Origin of the sequence: Gardnerella sp. DNF00038 (assembly GCF_049262855.1) — a bacterium.
Classification (GTDB): Bacteria; Actinomycetota; Actinomycetes; order Actinomycetales; family Bifidobacteriaceae; genus Bifidobacterium; species Bifidobacterium vaginale.
Genome location: NZ_CP058407.1, coordinates 577505 through 594131 on the forward strand (window position 1 = coordinate 577505; position 16627 = coordinate 594131).

General features: G+C 41.1%; 12 protein-coding genes and 1 other RNA gene. 12 read left to right on the forward strand and 1 reads right to left on the reverse strand.

Going from position 1 to position 16627, the window contains the following annotated elements; all coding sequences use genetic code 11:
* The first annotated feature begins 2 nt into the window (after positions 1–2).
* The 11 genes from pheT (at position 3) to HXT19_RS02240 (ending at position 15236) form a co-directional block, all read left to right on the forward strand.
* A complete protein-coding gene (gene pheT, locus HXT19_RS02190) occupies positions 3–2627 on the forward strand; it encodes a phenylalanine--tRNA ligase subunit beta (RefSeq protein ID WP_009994812.1) in 2625 nt (874 codons plus the stop codon).
* A gap of 194 nt (positions 2628–2821) precedes the next feature.
* Positions 2822–3445: an arginine repressor gene (locus HXT19_RS02195; protein ID WP_004115512.1), complete on the forward strand. Its 624-nt coding sequence runs from the start codon at positions 2822–2824 to the stop codon at positions 3443–3445.
* Between the two features lie 285 nt (positions 3446–3730).
* A complete protein-coding gene (locus HXT19_RS02200) occupies positions 3731–4945 on the forward strand; it encodes an argininosuccinate synthase (protein WP_415697106.1) in 1215 nt (404 codons plus the stop codon).
* 30 nt (positions 4946–4975) lie between these two features.
* Complete coding sequence (gene argH, locus HXT19_RS02205) at positions 4976–6505, forward strand: argininosuccinate lyase (RefSeq protein ID WP_075038584.1); 1530 nt, start codon at positions 4976–4978, stop codon at positions 6503–6505.
* A 66-nt stretch (positions 6506–6571) separates the two neighbouring features.
* Positions 6572–7891, forward strand: a complete 1320-nt coding sequence (gene tyrS / locus HXT19_RS02210) for a tyrosine--tRNA ligase (RefSeq protein WP_004112539.1) — start codon at positions 6572–6574, stop codon at positions 7889–7891.
* 83 nt (positions 7892–7974) lie between these two features.
* Positions 7975–9519 carry a tetratricopeptide repeat protein gene (locus HXT19_RS02215; protein WP_248903165.1) on the forward strand — a complete coding sequence of 515 codons (1545 nt, stop codon included), beginning with the start codon at positions 7975–7977 and terminating at the stop codon, positions 9517–9519.
* A 98-nt stretch (positions 9520–9617) separates the two neighbouring features.
* Positions 9618–10715, forward strand: coding sequence for an HAD-IIA family hydrolase (locus tag HXT19_RS02220; RefSeq protein WP_116437188.1), 1098 nt, complete (start codon positions 9618–9620; stop codon positions 10713–10715).
* Positions 10716–10753: 38 nt separating this feature from the next.
* Positions 10754–11533 (forward strand): TlyA family RNA methyltransferase, encoded by a 780-nt coding sequence (locus HXT19_RS02225; RefSeq protein WP_004112542.1) that lies wholly within the window; start codon positions 10754–10756, stop codon positions 11531–11533.
* 108 nt (positions 11534–11641) lie between these two features.
* Entirely contained in the window at positions 11642–12670 is a 1029-nt protein-coding gene (locus HXT19_RS02230) for an NAD kinase (protein ID WP_004112543.1), read from the forward strand.
* A 9-nt stretch (positions 12671–12679) separates the two neighbouring features.
* Positions 12680–14458, forward strand: a complete 1779-nt coding sequence (gene recN / locus HXT19_RS02235) for a DNA repair protein RecN (RefSeq protein ID WP_004112544.1) — start codon at positions 12680–12682, stop codon at positions 14456–14458.
* Between the two features lie 64 nt (positions 14459–14522).
* Positions 14523–15236, forward strand: coding sequence for an HAD family hydrolase (locus HXT19_RS02240; protein ID WP_422119732.1), 714 nt, complete (start codon positions 14523–14525; stop codon positions 15234–15236).
* On the opposite strand, the gene rnpB is transcribed toward HXT19_RS02240, so the two are convergent.
* An RNA gene (rnpB, locus tag HXT19_RS02245) (RNase P RNA component class A) lies at positions 15235–15607 on the reverse strand. The two genes, HXT19_RS02240 and rnpB, sit on opposite strands and share 2 nt — an antisense overlap.
* A 156-nt stretch (positions 15608–15763) precedes the next feature.
* Between rnpB and hpf the strand changes: the two genes are divergently transcribed.
* On the forward strand, positions 15764–16438 hold the full coding sequence (gene hpf / locus HXT19_RS02250) for a ribosome hibernation-promoting factor, HPF/YfiA family (protein ID WP_004125011.1): 675 nt from the start codon (positions 15764–15766) through the stop codon (positions 16436–16438).
* Positions 16439–16627 lie beyond the last annotated feature (189 nt).

Below are 16627 nucleotides of genomic sequence, written 5' to 3' on the forward strand. Positions count from 1 at the left end.
TCATGCCAATGGTAGATATTGACTGGCTTAAAGATCATGTTGAAGTGCCAGAAGGTTTGACTTACGAGCAGCTTGCTAAAGATTTGGTGCGAGTTGGCTTAGAAGAAGAAGAGATTCACGACTCTCAAGTTACAGGTCCTATTGTTGTAGGATACGTCGTTGATGCTACTCCTGAGCCGCAAAAAAATGGCAAAATTATTAATTGGTGCCATGTTGATGTTGGAGATAAATACAACGAGGTAGACGAAAATGGTAATAAGGTTCCTCGTGGAATTATTTGCGGTGCTCCAAACATGGCTGCTGGAGAAAAAGTTGTTGTAACTCTTCCTGGGGCAGTTTTGCCTGGCGATTTTAAGATTGAGCCTCGCAAAACTTACGGCCACATTTCTAATGGAATGTGCGCATCCGAGCGCGAGCTTGGTTTGGGAGATAGCCACGATGGCATTATTTTGCTTCGCGAATACGGTTTCTCTAAAGCTGAATATGATGCTTTGAAACCTGGAGACGACGCAATGTCGCTTCTTCACTTAAACAAGCCTTTGCTGGAAATTAACATCACTCCTGATCGTGGATACGCGTTTTCTTATAGGGGTGTTGCGCGCGAATATCACCATTCAACTGGTGCAACTTACACTGATCCAGTAATTGAACTTAATAATAAAGCTGATCAAGTAGTTTCTATGTCTGATGGAGCTTCTAAAGATATAGAAGTTAGTATTGAAGATAATAATCCTATTCATGGTGTTGTTGGATGCGACCGTTACTACGCTCGCGTTGTTAGAAACTTTAATCCAGATTCTTCTAGCCCTAATTGGATGCGTAGGCGTTTAACTCGTGCTGGAATGCGTGGTATATCTCTTGCAGTAGACGTTACAAATTACGTAATGCTCGACTTAGGTCAGCCTCTTCACGCTTATGATTTAGATAAGATTGAAGGTCCTATTGTTGTTCGCCGCGCTAAAGCTGGAGAGCGTTTAACAACTTTAGATGGCAAAGACAGAGAGCTTAACGTTGAGGACTTGCTTATTTGCGATTCTCCAAAGGGAAATCACGGTTCGCGTGTTCTTGGACTTGCTGGCGTAATGGGCGGAATGTATGGAGAAGTAACGAGCGAAACGAAGAATATTCTTGTTGAAGCTGCACACTTTGACCCCGTTTCTATTGCACGTACAGCTCGTAGACATAAGCTTCCAACTGAGGCATCTCGCAGGTTTGAGCGTGGCGTTGATACTGCTTTGCAGCCAGCAGCTGCGCAAATGGCTGTTACAATGCTCAGCGATTTTGGTTCTGGAGAGCCTTCTAATACGCCTACAGACGTAAACAATACTGTTGATAGAAGTGTTATTGTTTTCAAAGCTAGCGAAGTAGAGCGTGTTTCTGGCTTAAGCATTGATTTGAATCGTATTAGCGATATTCTTACGGATATTGGTTGCTCTGTTGCTGGCGGCGGAAACGGATCCTTCTCTGTTTTGCCTCCAACTTGGCGCCCAGACTTAAATGAGCCATGCGATTTGGTCGAAGAAATCGCGCGCTTGGTTGGCTACGATGAGATTCCTGTTAAGGTTCCAGCTGTTCCTGTTACTGGCAAAACTGGTTTAACGCAAGATCAAGCAACTCGTAGAGCTATTGCATATGAACTTGCTGAAATGGGCTTGATTGAATCTTTGAGCTACCCGTTTGTTGGTCAGGAAGATTTTAAAGCTTTCCGTGAAGACGTTGATTCTGTTGCTAAAGTCAGCGTAAAAATCGCAAATCCTTTGGCTGGCGATCGTCCTTGGCTTCGAAGGAATGTTCTTACCACTTTAGCTGGAACGGTTCGCAGAAATATTCGTCGTGGCTTAAGTGATGTTTCTCTTTATGAGCTTGGTCACGTGTATTTTGCGGATCCTAATGCTCCAGCTATTCCTGCTTTGCCTGGTTCGGTTCGTCCTACGGATGCTCAGCTTGCTGCGTTGGATGCAGGTTTGCCTGAGCAGCCTTTGCATGTTGCAGCTCTTTTAACTGGTAATGCTGAAGAAACAGGTTGGCTTGGAACTCATAGAGAAGTTGATTGGAGTGATGCTGTAGAAGCTGTTAATCGTTTAGGAAAGCGAATCGGCGTTGCTTTTGACGTTCGTCAGATTAATTCTGATGATGTTCCTGCTTCTTGGCATCCAGGTCGTACCGCGAAGGTGTATATTCCTGTTGATGGTGCCGACGATGTTGAAATTGGTATTGTTGGAGAGCTTCATCCTCAGGTTGATGAGAATTTGGGTTTGCCAAAGCACTCTGCAGCATTCGAGCTTGATTTGAGCGCATTGTTTGATGCTATGCAAGTTAAGCCTGTTCAGGCAAAACCTGTTTCTACATTCCCTCCTGTTAAGCAGGACTTCGCGTTTGTTGCTCCTTCTTCTTTGACTGCTCACGATTTAAAGGAAGCTATTGTTAAAGCTTCTGGTGATTTGCTTGAGTCTGTAGAGTTGTTCGATGTTTATGAAGGCGAACAACTTGGAGAAGGGCTAAGATCTCTTGCTTATTCTGTAACATTTAGGGCTGCTGATAGAACGCTTTCTAGCGATGATATGGAAGCGGTTCGAGAGGCTATTACAAAGTCTGCTCAAAAATTGCATGCAACATTGCGAGTATAAGTTCGAGTATAAGTTACAGAGTCGCGTTTTTTAAATTAATACGGCTGAATGATTAGTATTATCTGGTTGTTCAGCCGTATTTTTTAGTAAATAAAATAGTATTTATGGCTTTGTTAAAATGTATATATTCATGAATATATTTATGTATTCATGTATATTAGATTGGAGTGCTCTTTAGAAAGGTATTGCCAATTATGGTTGAGTCTAATAGGAAGTCAAATAATTTTAGTAGCGATGATGCGCTTAATCATAGTTATGTGAATGAAGATAATAATTTTGACGATGCTTTTGATGATAATGACGATTTTGGTTCTATTGAATCCGCTGGAAAGCAGCGTCCTACGACTAAAGCTGCACGTTTAAATGCGATTGAACAGGCGCTTTTAAGTGAGGTTATTACTTCACAGTCTCAGCTTGCTAAAGTTTTGGCTCGTCATGGTTTTGAGGTTACTCAAGCAACTTTGAGTAGAGATTTGGATGAAATAAATGCGGTTAAAATTCGTCTTACAGACGGCAGAATTGCTTATGTTCTAGGAGATGGAACTGGTAATCGTCACGCAATGGATACCGTTAGGATTGATCAACAGGTTGCTAGGACTCTTTCTGGTCTTATTACAGAAGTTGGATTTGCTAATAATATTGTTGTGATTCACACTCCTTCGGGCGCTGCTCAATATGTTGCAAGTGTTATTGATAGGCAGCCTTTAAAAGGTATTTTAGGTTCGGTTGCTGGCGATGATACAGTGCTTATGGTTTGTGTTTCTAACGAAGAAGCAGAAGATAGAGCTAATTGGATGCTTTCAGTTGCATCTAGGTGATTTTGTATTAGTTTATTCATTTTATAGTTATATTTGTGTCTAATATGCATCGATAGATGTTGAATTTATAATACTTGCTGCAAAGACCACAGTGTTGTGGTTTTGCACTTTGTTATAGTGTAATCAATTGCATAAGTATTATTTTTATTGTCTTATTTTTTTAAATATTATTTTTCGGAATGTAATAAAAACGTTGTATTTCTAAGCGTGTTGAGATTTTATCTATGGTTGTATAATATACTATATATCGTTTATTTATTCAATATATGACCTTGGGAGGTCACTATGACTAGTAAGAAACGTATTGTATTGGCGTATTCGGGTGGCCTCGATACATCTGTAGCTATTCCGTACCTTAAAGAGCAAACAGGTCAAGACGTTGTAGCTGTGTCACTAAACGTTGGTCAAGGTGGAGAAGCGCTCGAAGTTATTAAAAATCGTGCTTTGGCTTGTGGTGCTGTTGAATCGTATGTAGTTGATGCTCGTGAAGAATTTGCGGATAACTATTGCATGCTCGCATTAAAAGCAAATGCAATGTACGAAGACGTGTATCCTTTAGTTTCCGCGCTTTCTAGGCCGCTTATCACTCGTCACTTAGTTCACGCAGCGCACGAATTTGATGCTGATACAATCGCACACGGTTGCACTGGCAAAGGAAACGATCAGGTTCGTTTTGAAGTTGCAATCCAGTCTTTGGATCCAGATTTAAAGGCAATTAGCCCAATTCGCGATTTGTCGCTTACTCGCGATGTGGAAATCGCTTTTGCAAACGAGCACAAGCTTCCGATTACTCAAAGCAAGAAAAGCCCATATTCTATAGACCAAAATGTTTGGGGAAGGGCTATTGAAACAGGCTTCTTGGAAGATCCGTGGAATGCTCCAACCGAAGAATGCTACTCTTACACAAAGAATCCTTTGGAATCTACAACTCCAGACGAAGTTACAATCACGTTTGAAAAAGGTATTCCAGTTGCAATTGACGGTCATAGCGTAACTCCATTGCAAGCAATCGAAGAAATGAACAAGAGAGCTGGGGCACAAGGAATCGGCAGAATCGACATTATTGAAGATCGTTTAGTTGGCATTAAGTCTCGCGAATTGTACGAAGTTCCAGGCGCGCAAGCTTTGATTACGGCTCATCAAGAGCTTGAGAATTGCTGCTTGGAGCGCGAACAGCATAGGCTTAAGCGTGCTCTTGATAAAAAGTGGGCGGAATTTGTGTATGACGGCCAGTGGTTCTCGCCAGTTGTGCGTTCTTTGAACGCGTTCATAAACGAAACGCAAGAGCATGTTTCTGGCGATATTCGCATGACTTTATACGCTGGAAAGGCTGTTGTAACAGGCAGAAAGTCGGATGAGTCTTTGTATGACTTTAACTTGGCTACTTACGATTCTTCCGATACTTTCGACCAGCGCGCTTCCAACGGATTTATTGAAATCTACGGATTGTCTAGCAAGGTTGCAGCGGCTCGAGATATGCGCGTTGCAAAGAACAACTAACAAGAGGAAAGCAGAAAGAAGAATATAACTATGCACGATGCAAATGCCAATGCAAATGCCAACGCAAATGCCAACGCAAATGCCAACGCAAACCATCCAATAGCCTTGTGGGGCGGACGTTTTAGCTCAGGACCTTCCGCAGAGCTTGCAAAGCTTAGCAAATCAACTCAATTTGACTGGCGATTAGCGGATGACGATATTGCAGGATCTCGCGCTCATGCGCATGCGTTGCATCGTGCAGGTTTATTAACAAATCAAGAATACGAGGATCTTCAAAAAGCTCTAGACGAGTTGCAAAATCGCGTGGATAATGGCACTTTTACGCCAATTGAAGAAGACGAGGATGAGGCAACTGCATTAGAGCGCGGTTTGCTTGAGATTGCAGGAAACGAACTTGGAGGAAAGCTTAGAGCCGGACGCTCTAGAAACGACCAAATCGCAGCTTTAATACGCATGTTTTTGCGCAGACACTCGCGCGTTTTGGCTGCTCTCGTGTTAGATGTTTGTAATGCTTTAGTTGCTCAATCTTTAGAAGCAAAAGACGCTGTAATGCCTGGTCGTACTCACATGCAGCATGCTCAACCTATTTTGCTTGCACACCAGCTAATGGCTCATGTTTGGCCGCTTTTGCGAGACGTAAATCGCCTTGCGGACTGGGATTTGCGCGCAAACGAAAGCCCATACGGAGCAGGGGCATTGGCTGGCAACACTCTTGGGCTAGATCCCGAAGAAGTTTCTAAAGAACTTGGTTTTTCTGCTGTCTGCGCGAATTCTATTGATGCTACAGCAAGTAGAGATATTGTTGCGGAGTTTTCATTTATTGCAGCCATGATTGGCGTTGATATTTCTCGTTTAAGCGAAGAGATTATTATATGGAATACTCAAGAATTTGCGTTCGTAACTTTAGACGATGCTTATTCTACTGGATCTTCTATTATGCCTCAAAAGAAGAATCCAGATATTGCGGAGCTTGCTAGAGGTAAAGCAGGACGATTAATCGGAGATTTAACTGGATTAATGGCCACTCTTAAAGGTCTTCCTACTGCTTATGCAAGAGATTTGCAAGAAGATAAAGAGGCAGTTTTTGACCAAATTGACACTCTAGAAGTTCTGCTTCCAGCATTCGCAGGGATGGTTAGAACAATGCAATTTAATATTGCTAGGTTGCGTGAACAGTCTGCTACTGGTTTTGCCTTAGCTACAGATATTGCAGAATGGCTTGTAAAACAAGGTGTTCCATTTAGAAATGCGCATAAGTTATCAGGATTATGCGTAAAACGTGCTGAAGAACTTGGTGGGGATTTAGACGTTTTAAGTGATGATGATTTTGATAATATTCTGAATGATTTTGTAGATCGAGCCGATATTGAGAATCTTAAACTTGTTCTTTCTAGTGATGGATCAGTAGCTTCTAGATGTGGAAAAGGTGGAACGGCTTTTGTTCGCGTAAAAGAACAAATTACTCAAGCTCAGCTTGCGATTGATGAGTATAAGAAATTTTCTGAATCTGTAAGTGATGGAACTGCTTATAAGAGTGTCGCCCTGTGCTGCCAAAATTGAAAGGCTTGGATTGCGCTTTTAGCGCCCGATGCCTAGGTAAGTTTTGGCAATAATAAGGAGATACGAATGGCTCAGGTCAGGAATTACAAGGAAGCTGGATTTGCTTCCTTGTTTGAAGAGCTAAAGTGGCGTGGATTAATTTCACAATCTACTGATGAGCAGCAGCTTGCTCAAGCGCTTGACGGAGAACCATTAACGTATTATTGCGGTTACGATCCTACTGCTGCTTCATTGCATATTGGTAATCTTGTTCAGCTTATTAATATGCGTCATTTGCAAGCTGCAGGTCATCATCCTATTGCGTTAGTTGGTGGTGCTACTGGTTTGATTGGTGATCCTCGTCAAAGTGGAGAACGCACGCTTAATTCTAAAGATATTGTGGCTGGTTGGGCAGAGCGCTTACGCAAGCAGATTGGCAGAATTTTGCCTCTTGATGGTGAAAATCCTGTTCGTTTTGTTAGCAATTACGACTGGGTTTCTAAGATGTCTGCTATTGACTTTTTGCGTGATGTTGGTAAGAATTTCCGTGTTGGCACAATGCTTTCTAAGGATATTGTGGCTCGCCGCTTAAACTCCGACGAAGGAATTTCTTTTGCTGAGTTCAGCTATCAGGTTTTGCAAGGAAACGACTTCTTGTACTTGTTTGATAATTACAATGTTACTTTGCAACTTGGCGGATCTGATCAGTGGGGTAATTTGACTTCTGGCATGGACTTGATTCGTAAGGTTCGCGGAGCTTCTGTGCACGTGTTTACAAGCCCGATTATTACGGATAATCAAGGTCGTAAGTTTGGCAAGTCGGAGGGTAACGCAATGTGGCTTGATCCTACAATGCTTAGCCCTTATCGCTTCTATCAGTTCTGGTTTAATCAGCCAGACGATGAAGTTGTTAAGCTTCTTAAAGCTTTTACGTTCTTGCCTAAGAGCGAGATTGAGCGTTTGAACAAGCAAATTCAAGAAGACCCAGGAAGTCGTGAAGCTCAGCGTGTTCTCGCTTGGGAAGTTACAAGCTTTGTTCATGGTGAAGATGTTACGAATCAGGCTATTGCTGCTTCTTCGGCATTGTTTGGTAAGGGTGATTTAGACGCTATTGATGCGCAAACTCTTGAAGCTGCCTTGGATGGTGTTAAGGTTAAGGCGCAGGATGGTAGTTTAGAATTTGCTAAAGCAAATAGTGGTGATCGCGTTGTTGAAGCTGCTGTTGCTGCTGGATTGTTCCGCACAATTTCTGAAGCTCGTCGTGCTATTGAAGCCGGTGGTTTGTACGTTAACAATAATCGAGTAGACAGTGTCGATGACATTTTGAATGATAATTCATTCTTGCATGGTCGTTTTGCTTTGATTCGTAGGGGCAAGAAGGCTATTGGCGCTGTTGAGCGTGCTTAGTTTTTTAAGCGTGTTTGATTTGTTTTTAATATTAGATTTTTAGTATAATTTTATATTTTTAGAATTTGAAAGGTATGCCAATAATGGGCGAAGAACGCGGATCGCGTAGTGGTAAGTCGTTTGGTAATCGTGGCCATTTTAGCCGTCAAAATGGCGGTAAAAATGGTGGAAACGGCGAGCATCGTGGCGGATTCCATAAGGGTGGATTCCACAAAGATGGTGGCAGAAAGTTTAATCACCGTGATGGCGAACGTAGATTTGAGCACAATGATCGCAGATATGATGATCATAAGAACGGTCGTCGTGACGATTTTGAGCGTGATTCTGGTAGTTCAGAAGGTTTAAGACGCAATGGATTCCACAAAGGTGGATTCAATAAGAGCGGTTTTAAGAAGGATAACGATCGTAGGTTTAACCATCGTGATAATGATCATAGGTTCAACCGTGATGATCGTGATAACCGCAGTGATCGCAGATTCGATAGAAAAGATAATCACGAAACTCGCAGAAATCGTGGTTTTGATGCCAAGTCGGAAGAAAATGGCAATCCAAGGTACAAGAAGTTTGATCGTGATAATCGTGGCGAGCGCAATGATCGCCGCTTTGAAGATAATCGCGGTGGCTTCCACAAGGGTGATTTTAAGAAGAATGATTCTAGAAAGCGCGATTCAAAGTCGTCTTTCCGCTTTGAAAATGGTCCTCGTAGAAACTCGGATGGAACTGTTTCTTACCCATCTCAAAACCCTTATACTGATAGGCGTCCAGGCGAACCTAAGATGCCTAAGGGCTTAGAATATTCCATGCTTTCTAAAGAATCTCGTGAGCGTTTGCGCGGTCTTTCTAAGGAACATTCTGAAAATATTGGTTTGCATATTCTCGCAGCTTATGCTTTGCAAGAAGAAGATCCAGAGCTTGCATTGGAACATGCAAAGTGGGCTGCAAAGCAGGCATCGCGTATTGATTTTTCGCGCGAAACATTAGGATTTATTGCATACCGTCAGGGTGATTACAAGCTTGCTGCGCGCGAGTTTAGAACAGCTATGCGAATGAATGGCTACATGGATTATCTTCCATTTATTGCCGATTGTGAGCGCGGTATGGGCAACCTTGATAAGGCTTTGGAAATCTGCATGTCGGATGAAGCTAGAAGGGTTACTGGCGAAGTCAAGGCAGAAATGTTCCTTGTGTACGCAGGTGTTTTGGCAGATACAAACCATTCGGATAAGGCTATTGAGCTTGTTCACGCAATGGGTAGGTCTAAGGGTTTGCCTGGCGAGTATAGAATGCGTGCAGTTCAGGCGGAACAGTACTTCCTAGAGGAGGCTGGGCGAAGTGATGAGGCTATTGAGCTTGACTCTTTGCTTGACCGTTTAGAAGAGCAATACGCAGATATTGAAGACGAAGAAAATCCAGAAGATGTTGTGATTGATTACGATTTGGAACATCTTAATGACGCGATTATGGACGAAGTTGGCATTAGTGAAGATGATGCGCAATTTGCTCCAGATGATGATTTGGAAGATGATTCGGATGATTCGTATGATTCGGATGATTCAGACGATGATTCACAAATCGCAGACAATACTGAAACTATAGAGATGAGTGCAGTTAAGTCTGAAGAGGAATAGTACAACCATATTTTCTAAGCCCGGCTTCTGTATTATGAGAGTATAGTAAGCCGGGCGTTTGCTACTTTGATATTTTTAAAATCATGTGGGGATATTCTATGCAACTTGATGAACGAACGAATTTTTCAAATAGTAAATCTGCGTTAAGCAAGAATTTTCGCTTAGCTTTGCTTGACTTAGACGGCGTAGTGTATAGAGGCGGAAAATCCGTTGAATATGCTGCTGAATCAATTGAAAATGCTCAAAAAAATGGCATGTTTATTGAATATACGACTAATAATTCTTCTCGTTTTCAAGAAGTTGTAGCAAGTCAACTAGAAAGTTTCGGCTTAAAAGTAGAGCCGTGGCAGATTATAACTTCTTCTGTTGTTGCAGCAAGAATGGTTGCTCGCTACGTTCCGAGAAATTCTAATGTTTTAGTGCTTGGAGCCGATCATCTCGTACAAGAGGTTCGTAGTGCTGGTCTTAATCCAGTAAAGTCTTGTAAAGACAATCCAAAAGCTGTTATCCAAGGCTGGTATCCGCAAATGACTTGGCAAGAAATGGCACAAGTCGCTTTCGCAGTAGAGCATGGAGCTAAGTATTTTGTTACTAATCGCGATTTAACAATTCCACGTGAGTTCGGTATAGCTCCTGGATGCGGTTCTATGATTCAAGCTGTAGTAAATGCAACTGGAGTTGAGCCTATTGCTTCTGCTGGAAAACCCGAGTGCGCAATGTATGACGAAGCGAGATTGTTGGTTGCTGCAAATGCAAATCACAATGATGAAGATGTTAAAGAATATGCAGAAAAAGATGAGTTTGGGAATCCTGTAATAAGTATTTCGCGTTCGCTAGCCGTAGGAGACCGATTGGATACAGACATCGAAGCTGGTACCAGAGGGGGATATGAGTCTCTTCTAGTGCTTACTGGTGTCACCAATCCGCGTATGTTGCTTGAGGCTCCAAAACACTTGCGACCAAGCTTTGTTTCTAAGGATTTAAGAGGACTAAACGAGGCTCATGAGTCTCCAAAGCGTGTTGACGACGTTACATTTGTATGCGGAACTTCTAGAGCACAAATTGTTTGTAATTCTATTGAAGTAAACAATCCTAATGATTGCAACGCTTTGCGTGCTGCTTGTGTGCTCGCTTGGTGTTTAAAGGATAGTGGAAAATCGCTTGAAGACTACATTCTTCCAGAGTTTTCTTTATGAATATATGAGTTTGCATATGTGTGTATGAGGATTTTTCAATGTCTGACGGAGATGATTTAGTTCAGCGATTAGATTGTGAACTTGTAAATCGCGGATTAGTGAAAAGTAGAACTACAGCTCAGCGTTTAATTAAGTCTGGGTTAGTAAAAGTAGATAATCGAATTGTTTATAAATCATCATTTTTAGTGGAAAAAGCGCAAGAAATAAGTTTTGATGAATCAAAAAAAGAAAATTCTTGTCTTAAATATGTTTCTAGAGGAGCACTCAAATTAGAAGGTGCGTTCTCTTTATTTGAAGATTTAGGATTAAAAGTTTATTCAAATACTAAAGCGCTAGATATTGGTGCTTCAACTGGCGGTTTTTGCGATTATTTGTTGCAAAATGGCGTTAATCGCGTTATTGCTTTAGACGTTGGACACGGTCAATTGCACCCAAAGATCGCAAGCGATCCGCGCGTTATCGAAATGAGTGGCGTAAATATTAGAAATGTTTACGCGCAAGATCTGCCTTACAAGCCTAATCTTATAGTCTCAGATGTTTCTTTTATATCTCTTACTTTTGTTATTCCAGTAATCGCGCGTATTGCGCAAAACAACGCGAATATTGTTCTTCTTGTAAAGCCACAATTTGAAGTTGGTAAAGGAAATCTTGGAAAAGGCGGAATTGTAACAGATAAAGACCTAAGACTTAAAGCATTAGAAAATATTAAAGAATGCGCTAAAAATAGTGGTTTAAAAGTTGTTTCAACTCATGAATCTCCTATAGAAGGAACTCATGGAAATATTGAATATCTTCTTTATGCGCAATTTAATAGTTAAAAATAATTATTTGATAAATATTTTTTACATAAGCAGTACAATGCGCAATATGTAGTGCAACAATTACAATATTTATTGTTATTTGCAAAACCACAAAGGGGCTGTGTTATGCCAGAACTTTTAGTAGATGATGATGCTTCTTATGCTCGTCGCGCTCTGGTAGTTACGCATGCGCGTCTTGATAGTCACAGTGCCGTTGTAAATCAAGTTACCACGCAGCTTAGTAGTGCTGGTTTTCATGTAGATGTGTTTCATAGTGCTGCCGTATCTGATTTTGCGCAAAAAACAGCACATGTTATTGATGAAAACACAGAGATTGTTGTTGTGCTTGGTGGAGATGGCACAATGCTTCAAGCTGCAGAATTGGTGCATTGCACTCCTGTTCCAATCATAGGTATAAATCTTGGTCATGTTGGATTTTTGGCGGAATTTGAAAGCTTCCAAATAGATGAGGCTATTAGAAGAATTGCTCAAAAAGATTACTTTTTAGAGCATAGGATGGAAGCTCATGTAGATGTTTGGCTTCCTGGAGCGAGTGAGCCTTTAAGTGATTGGGCGCTTAACGATATTACTTTAGATAGGGCAGATCGCGGTAGAATGGTGGAGCTTTCGATTCGCGTTGATAATGTTGAAATGTCGTCTTTTGGCTGCGATGGTGTTATTGTTTCTACTCCTACTGGTTCTACTGCGTACGCATTTTCGGCAGGAGGTCCAATCATGTGGCCAAACGTTGAGGCTTTGCAACTGGTTCCTTTGGCTGCACACGCGCTTTTTTCTAGACCATTGATTATCGGAGCAGGTTCAACTTTTACTATTGATATTTTGGAAGATTCAGCTTCTGGTGGTTGGATTTGTTGTGATGGTAGGCGTCAAAGGGCTTTACCGCAAGGCTCTAGGATTCAAATTCGTCAGTCCAAAGATGAGCTGTTTTTAGCGCGTCTTTCTGGTGTTCCATTTACGCAAAGATTAGTTACTAAGTTTGATTTGCCTGTAGTTGGTTGGCGCGAAAATCGTCGTAAAAAGTCTTCCAAACCTAAGGAATATGAGGCTAATCTGCATAATGAAACCGATAGGAATTATGAAGATGTTCCAAATGTCTCAAATAACTACCATAACCCTAATAGCTTAAACTCGTAGGGGGCATCCTTGCTTGAAGAATTAGAAATTCGTAATTTAGGACCAATCTCTCACGCGGTTATTACTCCCTCATATGGAATGACTGCTATTACTGGAGAAACAGGGGCTGGAAAATCTATGCTTCTAAGCGCTATAAGACTTATATCTGGAGGAAAAGCTGATTCTTCTAGAATTGCATCTTTTGCGTCAGAATCATGGGCGCAAGGCGTTTTTTCTGTTTCAAAGTCAGGAATTGTTTCTAATCTTTTGCAAGAATCTGGGATAGATGTTGAAGAATCTGAAGGCGATGATTCTAAAATAGATGTTTATGTATCTCGTACTGTTCCAAAATCTGGTAGGTCTAGGGCGGTAGTATCTGGTTGTTCTGTTCCTAAGACTTTGCTGGATAAAATTTGTTCGCAAACAATAACAATTCATGGGCAAAGTGATCAGTTGCGTATAGCAACAAGTGCAAAACAGCGTGAGTTCTTGGACTCAATTTCTTGTGATTCAAAAGAATTACAAGAATATTCTGTGGCATTTAAAGAATGGCAGGATTCTGTTGAATCTTATAACAGGCTTATAAATCAAGAATCTTCTTCTAGGCAGCGTGCAGATTATTTGCGAGAATCGCTAGAAAAAATTCGCCAAATCGATCCAAAACGGAATGAAGATGAAGAGCTTAAAGCTAAAAGAGATCGCATAGAAAACGCTGCTCAAATCGTTGGAGCTATTAGCGAAGCAATTTCTTCGTTAGACGCAAGTCAAATTGACTACGGCGCAATAGATTCCGTTGACGCATTACATTTGGTTGACAATGCATCTAAGGCAATTCGCTCGATTCGAGTTGATGGAGATTATAGCGCGATTGCAAATCAACTTGACGATATTTCTTCCCAAATTTCCGACATTGTTATGCAGCTCGCTCAGCAATTAGATGTTGATGAGAGTCAGGAAGATTTAGACGCTATTAACAATCGTATTCACGATTTAAGCGATTTAACACGCAGATGGGGTCCACAGATCGACGATGTTTTAGAGTGGGCTAAAAAGGCACAATTTGAGCTTGAAGATTTAGATGATTCACCTGAGGCTATTGATCGCGCTAAAAAAGCCTGTGATAAGTATTATTCTAATGCCAAAAATTTAGCGGATAAACTTTATGATTTGCGCAAAAGTGCAGCAGAAAAGTTTAGTTTTGAAGTTAGTAAAGAGCTTGAATCTTTGGCTATGCAAGATGCTCAGCTTTTAATCAAAGTTAATAGGCGTAAAGTAGATGAAACTGGAGTAGTTGACTTAGATTCTCATGGTTTAGACAACGTTGAGTTTCTTTTTAAGCCTTTCCCGTCGTCTGATTATTTGCCAATGGGTAGCAGTGCTTCAGGTGGAGAGTTAAGTAGACTTATGTTAGCTATGGAGTTGGTTGCGGCAAAATTCAATAACAGCGACTCTCATTCTATGACTTTTATTTTCGACGAGGTTGATGCGGGAGTTGGAGGAGTTGCAGCAGTGGAATTAGGCAAACGCTTAGCTCAACTTGCTAAAAGTTCTCAGGTGATTGTTGTAACGCATTTGGCTCAAGTTGCTTCTTTTGCTGATGTTCAATTTGTGGTTAGAAAAAGTTTTAGTGATTCATCGGTTTCTGGTGATTCTTCTAATGATTTTAACTCTTCATTAGTCGTAGATACTACTGTTACTAAGTTGGATGATTCACAGCGTGAGCAGGAAATAGCCAGAATGCTTTCTGGAAGTCAGTCGCAAGCTTCTTTAGAGCATGCTAGAGAATTGTTAAAAACAAGCAAAATTTAATCTAAAATCTGAATCTAATTCAAAGTAATTTTTATAAAACAGGATTAATATCAGGATTAATAATATGAGCGAAAATGTGTTAGTTGATAATTCAAATTGTGCAGCAATTTTTGATTTTGATGGTACTTTGCTTGACTCTTTACATGTTTGGGATGATATAGACGAAAAGAGTTTTGCTAAACGCGGTATTAAAGTGCCTGATGATTTTGCTGATTCCACTGCAACAATGACTCCTCGAGAAGTGGCTGATTATGTTATTGCACGTTTTGGTTTTACGGATTCTCCCGAAGATTTAATGCAGGAATGGAATGATATGGCTAATGAAGCTTATTCTAATCAACTGCTTCTTAGAAAAGGTGCAAAAATTTACGTGGATTATTTGCATAAAACAGGTGCAAAATTAGTTCTTATGACTACTCTTTCTAAATCTTTATGCGAAGCATCTTTAAAGCGAACAGAATTATGGCAATATTTTGATTTGATGATTTTTGGTGAAGATTTACAATCAGATGGGAAAAATAGTCCTCAAACTTATTTAGATTTGTCCAATAGAATAGGTGTAAAACCAGAGTATTGCACTGTTTTTGAGGATTCAGCTATAGCTTTAAAGTCGGCTCGTTTGGCTGGAATGAAAACTTGTGGGGTAGCGGATTTAGATAATAGTGATTTAAATAATAGTGATTTAAATCCAGAATTTAATAATTGTTGCACAGTTTTTTGTGATTTTGATTTCGCTCCAAAAGTGTTATGCAAAAAACTAAGTGAAAATCAAAATTAAGTTGAGGTTTCACATACCCCGGGTTTTGTCGCGTGCAAATATGCACACGGATGACCATCCATCTCGATTTGACGTTACCGCCAAACTCTAGCAGTCTACCCGAAGACTTAGGCGAGCAGCCCTTAAACACCTTCTGCTTGACCTTGCTCCCAATGAGGCTTGCCATGCGGCTAACTGTTACCAGAAGCCCGGTGGTCTCTTACACCGCCGTTTCACCCTTACCTAAACAAAAGTTTAGGCGGTCTATTCTCTGTTGCGCTATCTCTCAGGTTGCCCTGGGCGGACGTTATCCGCCATTGTGCTCTACGGAGCCCGGAAGTTCCTCAGCTACTCCGAATGAACATTGCAGCCGCGGTCATCGTGAAACCTCAACCTTCCTAATTATAGCAGACGTCTTAATTTTGCGCATATTTTGCGACTCGCTAGAAAATGGCGACTTTTAGCGGATATAATGGATATATCAGCGGCGCTGGTGCCGTTGACGTGTACACAAACCGATTTATATCGGATTACTTAAGGAGGTTCGCATGGAAATCGTCATCACCGGACGTCATACGCAGATTAAGCAAAGATTCCGTGACGTTGTGGAAAGCAAGATGAATCGTGTGACCGCCATTGCTCCAGATGCGCAGCGCATTCAGATTGTGCTTAACACTGAGGGCAATCCAAGGCAGGCAGATACTGCAAAGAGAGTTGAAATTACTGTAGTTGCAGGAAGTACGGTTATTCGCGCAGAAGCATCTAGCACAGACCAATACAGTGCATTGGATATGGCTCTTGATAAGTTGACGCTTCGTTTGCGTCGTACTCGCGATCGTCGTAAGGACCATCGTCGTGGATATGAGCAGATGGTTCCAGTTGACTTGGGTGTTGTAGAGCCAGAAGTTGAAACAACTGTTGAAGAAGTTGTTCAAGTTGATGGAACAAATAGTGCAGATGCTGCGGTTGCTTCTGACTTGGGTCCTGGTGAATCAGTAGAGGTGAGTGTTGGAGATACTCCTATTGTGATTCGTCGCAAGCTTCATATTGCTGAGCCAATGAGCATTGACGAAGCGTTGTATGAAATGGAACTTATTGGTCATGATTTCTTCCTGTTCGTAAATAAGGAAACAATGAGACCTTCGGTTGTGTATCGTAGGCATGGATGGAGTTATGGTGTGTTTGAAATTGATACTCCAGAAAACGTTTCTAAAAAGAAGTAATAAAGAAGTAATAAAGCAAATAAGGGTAAAACATTATTAAATAGAAATTAACTCATATGAGTCAATGCCCGTCTAGTAAAAGTCTAGGCGGGCATTTTATGCGTAGTGTCAGACTCGCTATCTTATAAAAATCGCAACCGTCGCGTAATATAGGCACAGTTTACGTCTATATTGGCTAGCCGAATAATA